This is a genomic window from Sporolactobacillus caesalpiniae (assembly GCF_040513385.1).
Lineage (GTDB): Bacteria > Bacillota > Bacilli > Bacillales > Sporolactobacillaceae > Sporolactobacillus.
The window spans coordinates 180,364-194,351 of the sequence record NZ_JBEVCB010000002.1 but is presented as its reverse complement, the minus strand read 5'-3'; the positions used below and the strand labels follow the sequence as shown (position 1 = coordinate 194,351).

The following is a 13,988-nucleotide window of genomic DNA, read 5'->3' as shown; positions in this document are numbered from 1 at the left end:
GTTACAGCTTCTCCAGTTTGAATTCGGCAGACTTTTGCTCATAATCGAGGAATTTACCGGTCAGCGGTTGAATAAACTCAACATTATAGGGTTTGTCTGCAAGTTTTTGGCGAACGTCGCGAACGTCGTTTGCTTCAAGATAAAGAGCCTCCGTTTGCTCACGTACCGGAACCTCGTCTCTTGATGATTGGTACAATACTTTATAAATCATGTTCCAAACTCCTTCCAAAAAAATGTTCTACAGATCATTATATATGAAATGGCGTGCTTTTTCACTGTCCAAGATCTGTTTCCAGATGAATTCATATGATTTGTCTGCCAAGAGTTGTAATGTGCTATATTTTTCAAAAGATCAAATTTAGCTTTAACAAACGGTAAAAATTAATACCTGAACAACCAAATAAATCGATAGAACTGATATAATAGTATGAAGGTTATAGGACAATGCCGTGAGAATAACCAGTGGCAGGGTTGACCAGTGACGTTCAACTAAGGGAGGATGCAACGATTGGCAAAACCGAAGATCGTTTTTTTTGACATTGATGACACCTTGTATGATCAGAACAAATTAATTCCGGCCTCGACTGAGGAAGCGATACATAGGTTACAGGATAAAGGTGTGCTGACAGCAATTGCTACCGGGCGTTCACCGTTTATGTTCCGCAATTTAAGAGATCATCTTGGCATTCATTCGTTTGTCAGTTTTAATGGTTCTTATGTTGTTTATGAAGATTCAACGGTGTACACGAACCCGCTAAACGATAGCACCTTGCAGGCGCTCGTTACGCGAACAAGGGAGTTGGGCTGGTCGTTTGCTTTTGTAAACGATCAATTAATTAAATTAGATAGGCAAGCAGATGAGAAGGCAAAGGAAAGTATCGAAAGTTTGAAGCTGCCCATGCCATTTCCGGAAACTGACGCGCATTTCATTGAAAACCATGAGGTATACCAAGGTTTGGTTTTTTATGGAAAGCATGATGATGCACGCTTTCTTCAGCAATCGCCATTCGATGAGTTCAGGTACGTGCGCTGGCATGAATACGGTGTAGATGTGATTCCTAACCGTGGATCAAAGGCAGAGGGAATTAAGCAGCTCCTGAAAAAAATGGGTCTCACACCGGATGATGCTTGTGCCTTTGGAGATGGAAATAATGATATTGAAATGCTTTCCTATGTCGGTACCGGAGTGGCAATGGGGAACGCGGTTGATGAGGCGAAAAAAACAGCTGATTTTGTGACGACTCCTGTACACCAAGATGGAATTTATAATGGTTTAAAGCATATAGGTCTGCTGTAACTTTAACGCAACCTGTTAGAAAATTTGGCTTTACCGGATTCTTGATATCGCGAATCCTTAGTTAGGGGAGTAATGCTCTTCTTGAATCTACACATTTACGTGCAAAAAGGGTGCCTCAAAAGTCCATTTTGAGGCACCCTTTTTATGTGTTGAGAAAAACGGCATAATGATAAGGCAAATGCAGGTGCGGTATTCTGGGGAGCGGCCATTTGATTTCGAACAGCCGAAGCACAGAATAAGTTTATCATTGACGCCTTTGGGGCAGTTTCTTGGTGGTTTAGTACGTATCTTTTTCCATTACATTATCCGGTATTTTAAAGGGATCTTGTTTATTGATGTGATCATAAAAGAGAATACCGTCCAGGTGATCAATCTCATGCTGAATGGCAATCGCCGGATAACCTTTCAGGCGCAGAGTTACTGGTTTTCCGTCTATATCAAATGCCTTTACTTTAACTCGAGCGTGACGGGGAACAAAGCCTGGAACCTCTCTGTCTACAGACAGACAGCCTTCCCCGCCTTCAAGATAGGTATTTTCAACCGAATGGCTGATTATTTTGGGATTGAATAGCATGTATTCATAATGCTTGTCATTCTCATCATCCAAATATAATGCAATCATTCGTTTGCTCAGTGCAATCTGAGGGGCTGCAAGTCCTATGCCTGCGCGCAGGTTGAATTTCTTCGCGACCTCTTCATCTTGACTGTTTTTGAGGAATTCAAGCATCTTTTTTAATGTGTTTTTTTCTTCCTCCGAAGCCGGTAATGGAACTTCCTTGGCTACTTGTCGCAGTATCGGATTTCCTTCTCGAATAATATCGTCCATTGTAATCATGTATTGAGTCACTCCTTCAACCATTCAATAAAGTAACTGGTGATGCAGTTCGCTTCACCTCATCTCTTACTCTAGTGTATCATTAAAATAACGCAATGTTTACTGTCCTGTTTGAAATAAACGATGACAACGATGGCAGCCAGGTTCTAACGTTTGACTTCATTGAATGAGGTATTATAAACTAAAATCAGTAAAGGTCATTTAAACGTCTTTGACCGCGCAGCATACCTATTTGCGGGCGTTTAGTATGGAAAAGGATACGAAAAGCGTATTTTGTGTATCGAGCTGTTTTTTGCGTGTCCCTTTTTTATTGAAAGCGCTTAAGTGACATATGTCTCTTTACTAAAAATATAAACAAACACGCATACTTGTGGGAAGAGGTGAGGGACTTGCCTGTGAACTATTCTGGACAGATTGAAAACTTTTTTCCAACGTTACGTATTCTTGATTCACAAGGGCATGTTGTGAATGATCAACAAAATCCTGAAATGACGAATGATCAATTAAGAGAACTAATGCGGCGCATGGTCTATACAAGGATTTGGGATCAGCGCGCGCTTTCGTTAAATCGACAAGGCAGGTTGGGCTTTTACGCACCGGTTGCCGGTCAGGAAGCATCAATGGTTGCCAGTGAATTCGCTATGGACAAAAAAGACTGGCTGCTGCCTTCATATAGAGATATTCCACAGCTTGTTTGGCATGGACTTCCACTGTATAAAGCATTTCTCTACTCAAGAGGACATTTTGAAGGCGGACAATATCCTAAAGACCTTAACGCGGTGATGCCGCAGATTATTATTGGAGCGCAATGTACGCAGACTGCGGGAGTTGCGCTCGGATTGAAGAAAAGAGGCAAGTCGCAAGTTGCTTTCTGCTACTTCGGAGATGGTGCGACTTCACAAGGAGATTTTTACGAAGCGATGAATTTTGCCGGTGTGTATAAGGCTCCCGCAATCTTTATTTGCCAAAATAATCGATTTGCTATATCGGTGCCTGTTGAAAAACAAACGGCTGCAGAAACGTTGGCGCAAAAAGCGGCAGCCGCTGGAATTAATGGCATTCGAGTTGACGGCATGGATCCACTCGCTGTGTATGCAGCTGCCAAAGAGGCGCGTGATCACGCGCTTGCCGGAAAAGGACCGACGTTGATCGAAACCTTGACCTACAGATATGGACCACACACGATGGCCGGAGATGATCCGACACGTTATCGGACAGAGGAGTTAACAGGAGAATGGGAGAAAAAGGATCCGCTCATTCGATTCCGCCTCTATTTGGAACAGCTTGGACTTTGGTCGCATGACGATGAGGAACAAGCAGCGGAACAAGCAAAAGCTGATGTAGCAAAAGCTCTAAAACAGGCGGATGGTGTCCCAAAGCAAAAGGTTACCGATCTACTTGGCAATATGTACGAAAAGCCGACACAGAACATTAAAGAGCAGCTGAAGGAATACAGTACGCGGGAAGGGGATCAGCGATGACACAATTGACGATGATCCAGGCAATTACTGATGCAATGCGAACCGAGCTTAGAAGTGATGAAAATGTGCTTGTTTTTGGTGAGGATGTCGCTCAAAACGGAGGCGTGTTCCGCGCCACGGAAGGACTCTATGATGAATTCGGCGAGGAGCGTGTCTTTGATACACCACTTGCTGAATCGGGTATAGGCGGACTTGCGCTTGGTCTTGCCTTACAAAACTATAGACCGGTAATGGAGATTCAATTCTTCGGATTTGTGTTTGAAGCAATGGATAGTGTTGCCTCGCAGCTTGCCAGACTGAGATATCGGTCCGGCGGTGTGTATCATGCGCCGGTCACGATTCGATCGCCATTTGGCGGCGGTGTAAAAACTCCCGAGCTTCACGCAGATAACCTTGAAGGACTTTTCGCACAGTGTCCTGGGCTTAAGGTTGTGATACCGTCTAATCCGTATGATGCAAAAGGCTTGTTGATCGCCGCAATTAGAGACAATGATCCGGTAGTTTTTCTCGAACATATGAAGCTGTATCGTTCATTTAGAGAAGAAGTTCCGGAAGAAGCTTATACAATAGAAATTGGGAAAGCCAGCATCGCTCGTGCGGGAAAAGATTTATCGATTATTACGTATGGAGCAATGGTTCGAACTGCTTTGAAAGCGGCTGATCAATTAAAAAAAGAGGGCATTGATTGTGAAGTCATTGATCTCAGGACAATCAGTCCGTTAGATACTGATACGATAACAGCGTCAATTAAGAAAACAAATCATGCAGTTGTTGTTCAGGAAGCGCAAAAACAAGCGGGTATTGGCGCTCAAGTCATTGCGGAAATTAACGATCGAGCGTTGCTTTATCTTGAGGCGCCGGTAGGAAGAGTGACTGCGCCGGACTCGGTCTTTCCGTTTGCCGCGGCAGAAGATGTATGGCTTCCGAATGAGAAAGACATTGTGAACAAAGTAAAAGAAACCATGAACTTTTGATGAGAGCAGTAATCAATGATCAGATGAACAGACTTTGTTCAAGGACGTGAAGGAGTGAGTGCCATTGGCCTATTTGTTTAAACTGCCGGACATTGGTGAAGGAATCCACGAAGGTGAAATTCTGAAATGGTTTGTGAAACCAGGGGATACCGTCCATGAGGATGATCCGTTGGCAGAGGTTCAAAATGATAAAGCGGTTGTCGAAATCCCTTCTCCTGTGAACGGGACAGTTCTGGAACTGAATGCTGAGGAAGGTCAAGTCGTTGAAGTAGGAACAGTGGTCATTACACTTCAATCAGATGAGGCAGACAACGAAGCCGATCATGCGCCGCAAGAGGAAACTAGTCAATTTGCCGCGGCGGAACAGGAAAATTCGACGGTGATACCAACCGAGGATGACTCTCGTGGAGAGACCCAATCCGTAAGTGTAATTGCTATGCCATCTGTACGAAAATATGCTAGAGACCATGGAGTCAACATTAAACTCATATCGGGAACTGGTCGAAACGGACGTATCCTTAAAGAAGATATTGACCATTTCCTGACTGCGCCTGAAGAGAAGCGTGACGCGAATCAGGAAGCATCAGAGAAATTGACAGAGAAGACGGCAGAGAATGAAGATGCTCTTCAAAATTTTCAAGAAAGCGGAACAGAGAGTCGTGAAAAATTTATCGGCATGAGACGAGCAATTGCGCGAGCTACGTCTCATTCGATGCAAACTGCGCCACATGTCACACTAATGGATGATGTGGATGTGACGAAACTAGTGGCTCATCGAAAACGTTTTAAGCAGGAAGCACAAGAGATTGGCGTAAAATTGACCTATCTTCCGTATATTGTAAAAGCGCTCGTTTCAGCGCTTAAGGAGTTCCCAATGCTTAATGCTTCCCTTGATGAAGAGAATCAGGAAATAATCTATAAACATTATTATAATATCGGCATTGCGGCAAATACGGATGCAGGACTGGTAGTACCGGTAGTTAAACATGCGGAATCAAAGTCTATGTACGCGATCGCCACTGAAATTCAACACTTAGCGGAAAAAGCGCGTACAGGTAAACTGACTCCAGAGGATATGAAAGGCGGAACGTGTACAATTTCGAATATTGGCTCTGAAGGCGGCCAATGGTTTACCCCTGTGATTAATCAGCCTGAGTCCGCCATTCTAGGAGTCGGAAGGATCTCGGAAAAGGCCATCATTCGTGATGGAGAGATTGTCGCTGCACCTATGCTTGCTCTGTCTATGAGCTTCGATCACCGTCTGATCGACGGTGCGACAGCTCAGAGGGCAATGAACAAAATAAAAAGGTTGTTAATTGATCCACAACGCCTTATCTTGGAGGGGTAGAGATGGTAGTAGGAGAATTTACCACAGAAGTAGATACGGTCGTCATTGGAGCCGGACCTGGTGGCTATGTTGCCGCAATTCGCGCAGCTCAGCTAGGGCAAAGTGTAATCGTCATTGAAAAAGAGCATGTCGGAGGTGTCTGTCTCAATGTAGGCTGTATTCCTTCAAAAGCTCTGATCTCAGCAAGCCATCGTTTTGAGCAGATGAATCATTCTGAAGCTTTTGGAGTTAAAGCTGAGAACGTGACTATTGACTTTCTGAAGGTTCAAGAATGGAAAGGTCAAGTCGTTGAGCGCCTGACCGGAGGCGTAAAAGGTCTTTTCAAAGCCCATGGTATTGAACTTGTTGAAGGTGAAGCTTTATTCGTTGATACAGATGTTGTTCGTGTCAATCATGGCTATGAATCATCACGCTATAAATTCAATCATTGCATCATTGCGACGGGTTCAAGTCCTATTGAAATTCCCGGGTTTAAGTGGAGCAATCGTGTGCTGTCTTCAACCGGCGCCCTTGCATTAAAAGAAGTACCTAAGAAAATGGTAGTAATCGGCGGCGGATACATCGGTATTGAATTAAGCTCAGCGTTCGCAGGATTTGGTACCGAAGTCGTGATCCTGGAGGGAACACCTTCTATTTTGCCTGCTTTTGAAAAGCGGTTAATTGCTCCCGTGAAAAAGAAGCTCAAGGCAAAAGGTGTTACCATTTATACGAACGCCTTGGCAAAGGGTGTTGAGGAATCGGAGACAGGTGTTGCTGTGACTGCTGAAGTCAAAGGAAAAGCACAAGTTTTTGATGCGGATTACGTCATGGTTACCGTTGGACGCCGATCAAATACCAAAGACCTCGGTCTGGATTTAGCGGGTGTCGAGCTCGCCGAACGTGGCCTTATCAAAGTCGACAAACAGGGTAAGACATCAAACGATAAGATTTACGCAATTGGCGATATTGTGCCTGGTCTCGCGCTCGCGCATAAGGCTTCCTATGAAGGAAAAATTGCCGCAGAAGCGATTAGCGGCGAAGCGTCGGAAGTCGATTATCGGGCGATGCCTGCCGTAGTTTTCTCAGATCCTGAAATTGCGTCCGTTGGATTATCCGAAGAAGAAGCGGTCAAAGAAGGGTATGAAGTGAAAACCGGCCAGTTCCCATTTGCGGCAAACGGACGCGCGCTTTCCCTTGGCGAGTCAGACGGCTTTTTAAAAATAGTATCCCGCGCTTCAGACGGGTTGGTTCTTGGTGCGCAAATTGTCGGTACCAGTGCCAGTGACATGATTGCTGAATTTGGTTTGGCCATAGAATCCGGTATGACTGTTGAGGACATTGCGTTAACGATACATGCACATCCAACACTAGGTGAAATCGCGATGGAAGCAGCTGACGTGGTTCTCGGTCACCCAATTCATATAGCGAAATAAAAAGTGAATAACCCAAACACCCTGAGTGCTTCTCTCGCTCAGGGTGTTTGGGTTTAGATCTTAAATGTTCATTCCAGTTACAGATAACCCGGAACATGAACGGGCTAATGTGTATAGGGGGAGTAATTTTGTTACTTGTTCTTCCAAATAAGAGGTAAGATCATTTTCAGTTTTAGTGATCGCTTCCTGTTTGGAAATAACGACACCGCAAAGCAGCTCTGCTTTTTTAATCTTTGTCAAGCGCAAAAATAATTGCTCCAATTGGTGTTCATCAAGATCGTGATGAAGCATAGTTTCATCCTTCATATGATCCGCAGACCACGAAAAGTAGGAAGGTGTTGACTGGAAGATCTCCGGAAGGCGTCCAAGCAGAGCGTCACCAAAGCGTTTTTTGTCTGGATATTCTTCAATAATCGCCAACCAGAAAAATAAATGTGTTGGCCAAATGCCAAATTGAAAATGCGGATGTTTTTTATAGCCTCTCTTGTCCTGAGCGAGCGCCAGCCAAGTACTATCCGGAGGATTAACGGTACGACGCGCGTGGCGGGCGATATGGGGATAAAAAGGCACCTCGGCACGCTCATTTAAAAAAGAAGCCAAATGGTCAGCCAAGCGACTGAACTTTGGCTGTATCTGCTCACGAATCGCGTGCATCCGATTTTCTAAACCAGGCAAACGCATTAATTCGAAATCGTGTTCTGTGAAACCACTTTGTGACATTTTGTCCATCCTTTCTTTAGGCAATATCATTTATAGTTTATCACAGCTTGAATCAAAAAATTGGGTTCGGTTCTTTTTAAAAACGATGCTTTTTATGGCAATACGCATGATGTATTCGCATAAACTAGAAGAACAATTAGAAAAAATCGGGTAGTTAATTAGTGTCCTGTTCGTTAACCCTTTTTGGAAATAAAAGTGAAGGGATGTGGCATCCGCCATGAAACAGATTAATCAGACTCTGAACAGGAAGGATGCGGAAAAGAGAATTCCTCAAGTACGCGTCGCAATTGACACAGAGCTTACGACACTGCACCAGGCACTAATAAAAAAAGATTACAAAACCATTGATCAATGTAAGAAAAGACTGGAAGCGTTGCGTCGTGAAATGCTGCTTCTCGAAATCTAGGATCGCACTTTAGTAGTGTAAGTTTCATCTTTTTAAAATGGTAAATAGAGCAGTGTCTAAGTATCTCGATCACCGTTAACCCCAGGCGGTGGTTTTTCTTTTTGCTTCAAAATGATGTACTATTATTTTTAATGAATAAGTTGCAGTGGCAGAACTTGGAAAGTTATTTGAGAACTGACTGGATGATGCGGGATCGGAGTGAACGATGAATGGAACAAAGGGATTGGATGGTTCTTGGAAAACAAGTAATCGATTGGATCAAAGAAGCAGCGGATCAATTGAGAGACTCGTTATCTCTGCCGCTTGAAATCAGTGAAAAAAGCGCACACAATGATTTAGTGACAAATATGGATCGTTCGATTGAACGATACCTTGTAGAGAAAATCAGAACAGCATATCCGGATGATAAGATTATATCAGAAGAAGGTTACGGCGACGGGGTTAAGGATAAAGCGGGAGTCCTTTGGCTGCTCGATCCAATTGACGGAACCTTGAACTTTGTCATGCAAAAGCGTTTTTTTGCGATATCCATTGGTATTTATGAAAATGGTAAGGGCAAGGCGGCGTTCATCTATGATGTCATGGGGGACGAATTGTTTCATTGTTTGACGGGCCACGGTGCCTACCAAAATGCCAAAAAACTGCCTAAACTAACAGAAGTGACGATCGAGGACGCGCTGATTGACCTGAGTGCGACATGGTTAAAGCCCAATCGCAGAATTGATGAAGAAATCATGACAGACATTGTAAGGCGCAGCAGCGGAACGCGTGCCTATGGAGCGGCATCGCTAGAACTTGCCTATGTTGCCGCCGGTTATCTGGACGCGTATTTCACAATGCGGCTCTCACCATGGGATTATGGAGCAGGGTTAATCCTCTTAAGTGAAGTTGGCGGCTGTTATTCAAGAGCAGATGGAACGCCTATTGACATCCTAGAAAAAACATCTGTTTTAGCTGCACGCCCCGGTCTTCATGCCTATATAGTTGACCATATTCAGAAACAGGTCAAAAAAGGAAAATTTATCAGCGAGCCGAAGTAAGCCATCATAGAAAATTACTTGTGAAGTTTCCTTTTCTGCTCCATCGCCTTTACCATGAAGCCTAGCCACATGAATAGAATGACAGCAAATGCCGAGAGCAAAGTGAGCAGCGGGCGCGAGAAAATCATACCTGCAGCAATTCCTGCAAGACAAACAGCGACGATGAAAATAATCAAATAAAGAAATTTGCGGAACATAATATCATCTCCTTAAGCTAGGATAAAACGAATAATAATAAAGCACAAAGGATACGCAATTCCCACAAAATTTTTTTCAACGGCTGCAGAAAAAATTGACAACTTACAGTTTATTATGAGAGAATGATTTGCATGTGTATGTTTCGGCTATCTCACGCGAAGCGATTGGATATTATGAGGAGAGTAAAGAATAAATGACAAAATTTAGGGAAGAATTGCGGAATATCGCGATTATCGCACACGTCGACCACGGCAAAACAACTTTGGTTGACAAATTGTTGATGCAATCGGGTACTTTCCGTAAGAATCAACACATTAACGAACGCGCAATGGACTCAAACGCAATTGAACGGGAACGCGGCATTACAATATTGGCGAAGAATACGAGTCTTTCTTATAAAGACCATACAATAAATATTGTGGATACGCCCGGACACGCCGATTTTGGTGGTGAAGTTGAACGCATCATGAAGATGGTAGACAGCGTTCTTTTGCTTGTCGATGCTTATGAAGGATGCATGCCGCAAACACGGTTTGTATTGAAGAAAGCCTTGGAAGAACACCTGAAGCCGATTGTTGTCGTCAATAAAATCGACAAGCCAATGGCAAGACCTGCGGAAGTTGTCGATGAAGTTATTGACTTATTTATTGACCTTGGTGCCGACGAAGATCAGCTCGAATTCCCTGTTGTGTACACTTCAGCGGTGAATGGCGTTGCGGGTACGGATCCGGAACACGTTGATCAGGATATGAGCGTTGTTTTGGATATGATTCTGAAATACGCTCCGGCCCCTGTTGAAAATCGTGACGAAAGCTTGCAGTTCCAAGTTACGATGCTCGACTATAATGACTATGTTGGCCGTATCGGTATCGGTCGCATATATCGTGGCAAGATTAAGCTTGGCGAAGAAGCGGTTTTGGTTAAAGACGGCGGAAAGAGCGTAGAAAAGTTCCGGATCACTAAGCTGTTTGGTTATCATGCTCTGAAGAGAACAGAAATTGAAGAAGCGTACTCAGGTGATATTATTGCGATTACCGGCGTTTCGGATATTGATATTGGTGACACAATCAATGATGTTGACCATGTGGATCCGCTTGCTCCATTGCGTATCGACGAACCGACCTTGAAGATGACATTCCTTCCGAATACGAGCCCGTTTGCGGGACAGGAAGGTGACCATGTCACGAGCCGAAAGATTGAAGATCGTCTTCTTTCCGAGATGGAACGTGACGTCAGCTTGAAGGTTGAATCGGACTCAATCTCGCATGATTCTTGGATAGTGTCCGGACGTGGCGAACTTCACTTGTCGATTCTGATTGAAACGATGCGTCGTGAAGGCTATGAATTGTCTGTGTCGAAACCAAGTGTTATCACAAAAGAAGTTGACGGAAAACTATGCGAACCTTATGAAGCCGTCCAAATTGATGTGCCTGAAGATTATTTGGGCGCAGTTATTGAATCAATGGGGAAACGTAAGGCCGAATTGAAAGATATGAGGCAGGAACAACCGGGCCAGACACGTCTGACTTTCATGATTCCTTCTCGTGGTTTGATTGGTTATAACCGTCAGTTCATGGCAGACACACGCGGTTATGGAATCCTGAATCACACGTTCGATCACTTCGCTCCATTCATCAAAGAAGAAATTGGCGGACGTCGCAACGGTGTGCTCATTTCTATGGATCAGGGTCAAACAACTGCTTATTCCTTAGCGGCTCTTGAAGATCGCGGTGAAATGTTTGTTGGTCCTGGCGTCAACGTCTACGAAGGAATGATCGTTGGTGAACATAACCGTGAAAATGATTTGACGGTAAACGTAACAAAGGCTAAACACGCATCGAACGTGCGTTCATCAAATAAGGATCAAACGGTGACGTTGAAGGAAGCACGTAAATTGTCTCTTGAAGATTCACTATCCTATTTGAACGATGATGAATATTGTGAAATCACACCGCAGAGCGTTCGTATGCGCAAGAAGATCCTAAATAAGGGTGAGCGTGAACGTTACGAAAGACGCGGAAGTAAAATTCCTAAGTTCAACGGCTGATCTTCAAAACTTAAAACATAAAAAACGGCTGCGACTTTTAGCTGACACCAAGTAGTCGGCAAGTGTCAAGGGAATATATAACAAAAGACGGACAATCGGCGTAAAGCTGATTGTCCGTTTTTTGTTAGGTAAAGAAAGTTTAGCGTTTTGCCTTGCTGGTACGACATTAAGGTCATAAGACCCGCGATTGGGTGGGTGATCAGGTTAGGGGCCAATCTGAGAAATAAACGGAAAAATTTCGCTTAATTAGAAAATGAATGAAAAAAATGCTTAAATAGACGGAAAAATTCCGCTTATCGAATCGAAAAACGTGAAAATGGAGGGCTTTTCTGTGCATAAGCGGAAAAATTACCCTTATTTACCTGTAAAACAGGCGCCATGATGCAAATAAGCGGAAAATCTCCGCTTATTTTACTCGTGTGCGCCCGGCATGGACGACAGCTTGGCGGTGAAAGTCCGCTACAGGCTTGGCAGTAGGGACTGTTAGCTAAAGGCAAGGGGTCCATCGTGAGGAGGAATCTGAAGGAAGCCGGAGGCAAAGCTAGGCATTGATCATGATGAATCCTTGAAACTGGCGGCGAGCCGAAAGGGATACTGGCGTCTTTCTCGGAGTAAAACGATGCACCGGGCTGTGACGAACAAAAAGCTCACCTGTTGGGGTATGAAAGATTGGCTTCAACAGTATGAGCGTCTGCACGCAAGTTAAGGAGCCGCCGTAACGGATCTGTACGTACGGTGGTGTGAGAGGTCGGAGAAATTATCTCCTCCTACTCGTTTCTTTTAAATGTTTTCTTATACTTTCCTACCAGTGTGAAATAGAAATGTCTGTTCAAGCACAGTAAAAACCGGGCGATTTTTGTCCGGTTTTTCTAATGGGGGGAGAATTAAGCTGTAAGGGCGACTGCCTCATTCGTTGCTCTATTATGCATTTACAATTGGTCCGCAATTTGTGAATTGAAAATGATCAATATCAAACTTTTCATTCTTTTGATTCATAACCTTGTGAACCATTTGTCTGCTTTCGATAAATTCATCGGTAACGATCACAAAAAATTGTTTGTCTCCTTTCAACACCAAATAAAATTCCTTATCTATATTTTTCACGTTGTTGATTATGTTAGGGATTCCGAATGGCGCATCAGTCAAAAAACCTACTAAGTTATCAATTATTTTTTCCTGTTTCGTATTCTTCTGAATTCTCATCAATGTATGAATTACGGCATTTGGATATTTTTCCCGTACAACCTTATCTTTTATTACTTTTTTTCTCTTCTTGCCGTATTGAGACAGGGTGATTGGTTCCCTAATTATGGATTTTTCCAAACGTTCTTCATCATCCAATAAATAATCAACACTAATGCCAAGCAAGTTTGAAATTAATTTTAAGTTTTCAACATCTGGAATGCCTTTGTCTGTTTCCCATTTTGTAACAGCCTGGCGAGATACCATCAGCTTGCTTGCCAATTCCTCCTGAGTAAGCCCACCCGCTGCTCTTGCCTCTTTAATTTTTTCACCTAAAGTCATAAAATACTACCTCCTTAAATCGAACGATTCGAGCATTTATCTTGCTACATTTTCATTGTACTATGGAATTAATTTATATTAAGAAACGCTTTATATCATCTTTGCAACGTTGCGTAGCATTCCAAAATTAGTATATGGATGCTATGAAAATGGTGAAGGTGGCGGCATGGCAGAACTGACCGGGGACGAAGAACAGGCTCTGGCGTTGACTGTTTCCTTACCACGGTAAAAAACACCTACCGAAATCAATGAGCTTGTATAAAAAGTCATTGTTCACGCTCCAGACAAGGGCAGCCGAAACTAAGTATGGGAGGTAGAAATCTATCGGTGTAATTGTACTTCCGGAAATGAACGAAAGAAACAGCATACGCCATAGCCAATTGGGGCTATGGCGTATGCTGAACAAATACTTCTTTATTATGGACGTAGCTTATAGCGCAAACTTTTTCTGTTCTCAGAATAATCGACTGTTCCTTAATCAGGAACGTTTACTTTTCTTTTTCTCTTCGCTTATAGGAAGGTGCAGCGTAAACTTTCCGGTCGCCCAACGAGCGCGGGTCCGTTCGCCAATTCTTTTGTTGCACGAATCACAGAGATACGTATGAATCGGCCGATTTTTGAGCCGCTTGGCGATCGCGGATTGATTATCAATTTGACAGAGCTTTTCACATAGAGCGCATTTAACTTGCATGAAAAAACCTCCTTG

The 13,988-nt window shown here is 43.5% G+C and carries 14 protein-coding genes; 8 read left to right on the top strand and 6 right to left on the bottom strand.

Annotated features, from left to right (window positions below; all coding sequences use genetic code 11):
• Position 1: 1 nt before the first annotated feature.
• Complete coding sequence (locus ABWW58_RS04400; protein ID WP_353868012.1) at positions 2–211, bottom strand: DNA-dependent RNA polymerase subunit epsilon; 210 nt, start codon at positions 209–211, stop codon at positions 2–4.
• 297 nt (positions 212–508) lie between these two features.
• Between ABWW58_RS04400 and ABWW58_RS04395 the strand changes: the two genes are divergently transcribed.
• A complete protein-coding gene (locus ABWW58_RS04395) occupies positions 509–1,297 on the top strand; it encodes a Cof-type HAD-IIB family hydrolase (RefSeq protein WP_353868011.1) in 789 nt (262 codons plus the stop codon).
• A 277-nt stretch (positions 1,298–1,574) separates the two neighbouring features.
• On the opposite strand, the gene def is transcribed toward ABWW58_RS04395, so the two are convergent.
• Positions 1,575–2,132, bottom strand: coding sequence for a peptide deformylase (gene def / locus ABWW58_RS04390; protein WP_353868010.1), 558 nt, complete (start codon positions 2,130–2,132; stop codon positions 1,575–1,577).
• A gap of 380 nt (positions 2,133–2,512) precedes the next feature.
• On the opposite strand from def, the gene pdhA reads away from it, so the two are divergent.
• From pdhA to lpdA, 4 genes are all read left to right on the top strand, one after another.
• Complete coding sequence (pdhA, locus tag ABWW58_RS04385) at positions 2,513–3,613, top strand: pyruvate dehydrogenase (acetyl-transferring) E1 component subunit alpha (RefSeq protein WP_445783412.1); 1,101 nt, start codon at positions 2,513–2,515, stop codon at positions 3,611–3,613.
• Positions 3,610–4,587: an alpha-ketoacid dehydrogenase subunit beta gene (locus ABWW58_RS04380; RefSeq protein ID WP_353868009.1), complete on the top strand. Its 978-nt coding sequence runs from the start codon at positions 3,610–3,612 to the stop codon at positions 4,585–4,587. Before pdhA ends, ABWW58_RS04380 begins: the two co-directional genes overlap by 4 nt.
• Positions 4,588–4,651: 64 nt before the next feature.
• Positions 4,652–5,935, top strand: coding sequence for a dihydrolipoamide acetyltransferase family protein (locus ABWW58_RS04375; protein WP_353868008.1), 1,284 nt, complete (start codon positions 4,652–4,654; stop codon positions 5,933–5,935).
• Between the two features lie 2 nt (positions 5,936–5,937).
• A complete protein-coding gene (lpdA, locus tag ABWW58_RS04370; RefSeq protein WP_353868007.1) occupies positions 5,938–7,347 on the top strand; it encodes a dihydrolipoyl dehydrogenase in 1,410 nt (469 codons plus the stop codon).
• A 60-nt stretch (positions 7,348–7,407) separates the two neighbouring features.
• On the opposite strand, the gene ABWW58_RS04365 is transcribed toward lpdA, so the two are convergent.
• The gene (locus ABWW58_RS04365) at positions 7,408–8,067 is read right to left on the bottom strand and encodes a YktB family protein (protein ID WP_353868006.1); all 660 of its coding nucleotides are present in this window, start codon (positions 8,065–8,067) and stop codon (positions 7,408–7,410) included.
• A 217-nt stretch (positions 8,068–8,284) separates the two neighbouring features.
• Here ABWW58_RS04365 and ABWW58_RS04360 point away from each other — a divergent pair, with 217 nt between their 5' ends.
• Complete coding sequence (locus ABWW58_RS04360; RefSeq protein WP_093671697.1) at positions 8,285–8,473, top strand: YkzI domain-containing protein; 189 nt, start codon at positions 8,285–8,287, stop codon at positions 8,471–8,473.
• Between the two features lie 209 nt (positions 8,474–8,682).
• The gene (locus tag ABWW58_RS04355) at positions 8,683–9,513 is read left to right on the top strand and encodes an inositol monophosphatase family protein (protein WP_353868005.1); all 831 of its coding nucleotides are present in this window, start codon (positions 8,683–8,685) and stop codon (positions 9,511–9,513) included.
• Positions 9,514–9,527: 14 nt separating this feature from the next.
• Here the strand turns inward: ABWW58_RS04355 and ABWW58_RS04350 are convergent, their stop codons facing one another.
• Positions 9,528–9,710, bottom strand: coding sequence for a hypothetical protein (locus tag ABWW58_RS04350; protein WP_353868004.1), 183 nt, complete (start codon positions 9,708–9,710; stop codon positions 9,528–9,530).
• Between the two features lie 194 nt (positions 9,711–9,904).
• On the opposite strand from ABWW58_RS04350, the gene typA reads away from it, so the two are divergent.
• On the top strand, positions 9,905–11,758 hold the full coding sequence (gene typA, locus ABWW58_RS04345; RefSeq protein ID WP_353868003.1) for a translational GTPase TypA: 1,854 nt from the start codon (positions 9,905–9,907) through the stop codon (positions 11,756–11,758).
• A 921-nt stretch (positions 11,759–12,679) separates the two neighbouring features.
• On the opposite strand, the gene ABWW58_RS04340 is transcribed toward typA, so the two are convergent.
• Both ABWW58_RS04340 and ABWW58_RS04335 read right to left on the bottom strand, forming a co-directional pair.
• The gene (locus tag ABWW58_RS04340; RefSeq protein WP_353868002.1) at positions 12,680–13,282 is read right to left on the bottom strand and encodes a helix-turn-helix domain-containing protein; all 603 of its coding nucleotides are present in this window, start codon (positions 13,280–13,282) and stop codon (positions 12,680–12,682) included.
• Positions 13,283–13,760: 478 nt separating this feature from the next.
• A complete protein-coding gene (locus ABWW58_RS04335; protein WP_093671707.1) occupies positions 13,761–13,973 on the bottom strand; it encodes a YlaI family protein in 213 nt (70 codons plus the stop codon).
• Between the last annotated feature and the right edge of the window lie 15 nt (positions 13,974–13,988).

Excerpts from the sequence above, each read along its gene's own strand:
- ABWW58_RS04400 (WP_353868012.1), bottom strand. The coding sequence starts at position 211 with ATGATTTATAAAGTATTGTACCAATCATCAAGAGACGAGGTTCCGGTA.
- def (WP_353868010.1), bottom strand. The coding sequence starts at position 2,132 with ATGATTACAATGGACGATATTATTCGAGAAGGAAATCCGATACTGCGA.
- ABWW58_RS04380 (WP_353868009.1), top strand. The coding sequence starts at position 3,610 with ATGACACAATTGACGATGATCCAGGCAATTACTGATGCAATGCGAACC.
- lpdA (WP_353868007.1), top strand. The coding sequence starts at position 5,938 with ATGGTAGTAGGAGAATTTACCACAGAAGTAGATACGGTCGTCATTGGA.
- ABWW58_RS04365 (WP_353868006.1), bottom strand. The coding sequence starts at position 8,067 with ATGTCACAAAGTGGTTTCACAGAACACGATTTCGAATTAATGCGTTTG.
- ABWW58_RS04360 (WP_093671697.1), top strand. The coding sequence starts at position 8,285 with ATGAAACAGATTAATCAGACTCTGAACAGGAAGGATGCGGAAAAGAGA.
- ABWW58_RS04355 (WP_353868005.1), top strand. The coding sequence starts at position 8,683 with ATGGAACAAAGGGATTGGATGGTTCTTGGAAAACAAGTAATCGATTGG.
- ABWW58_RS04350 (WP_353868004.1), bottom strand. The coding sequence starts at position 9,710 with ATGTTCCGCAAATTTCTTTATTTGATTATTTTCATCGTCGCTGTTTGT.
- typA (WP_353868003.1), top strand. The coding sequence starts at position 9,905 with ATGACAAAATTTAGGGAAGAATTGCGGAATATCGCGATTATCGCACAC.
- ABWW58_RS04340 (WP_353868002.1), bottom strand. The coding sequence starts at position 13,282 with ATGACTTTAGGTGAAAAAATTAAAGAGGCAAGAGCAGCGGGTGGGCTT.
- ABWW58_RS04335 (WP_093671707.1), bottom strand. The coding sequence starts at position 13,973 with ATGCAAGTTAAATGCGCTCTATGTGAAAAGCTCTGTCAAATTGATAAT.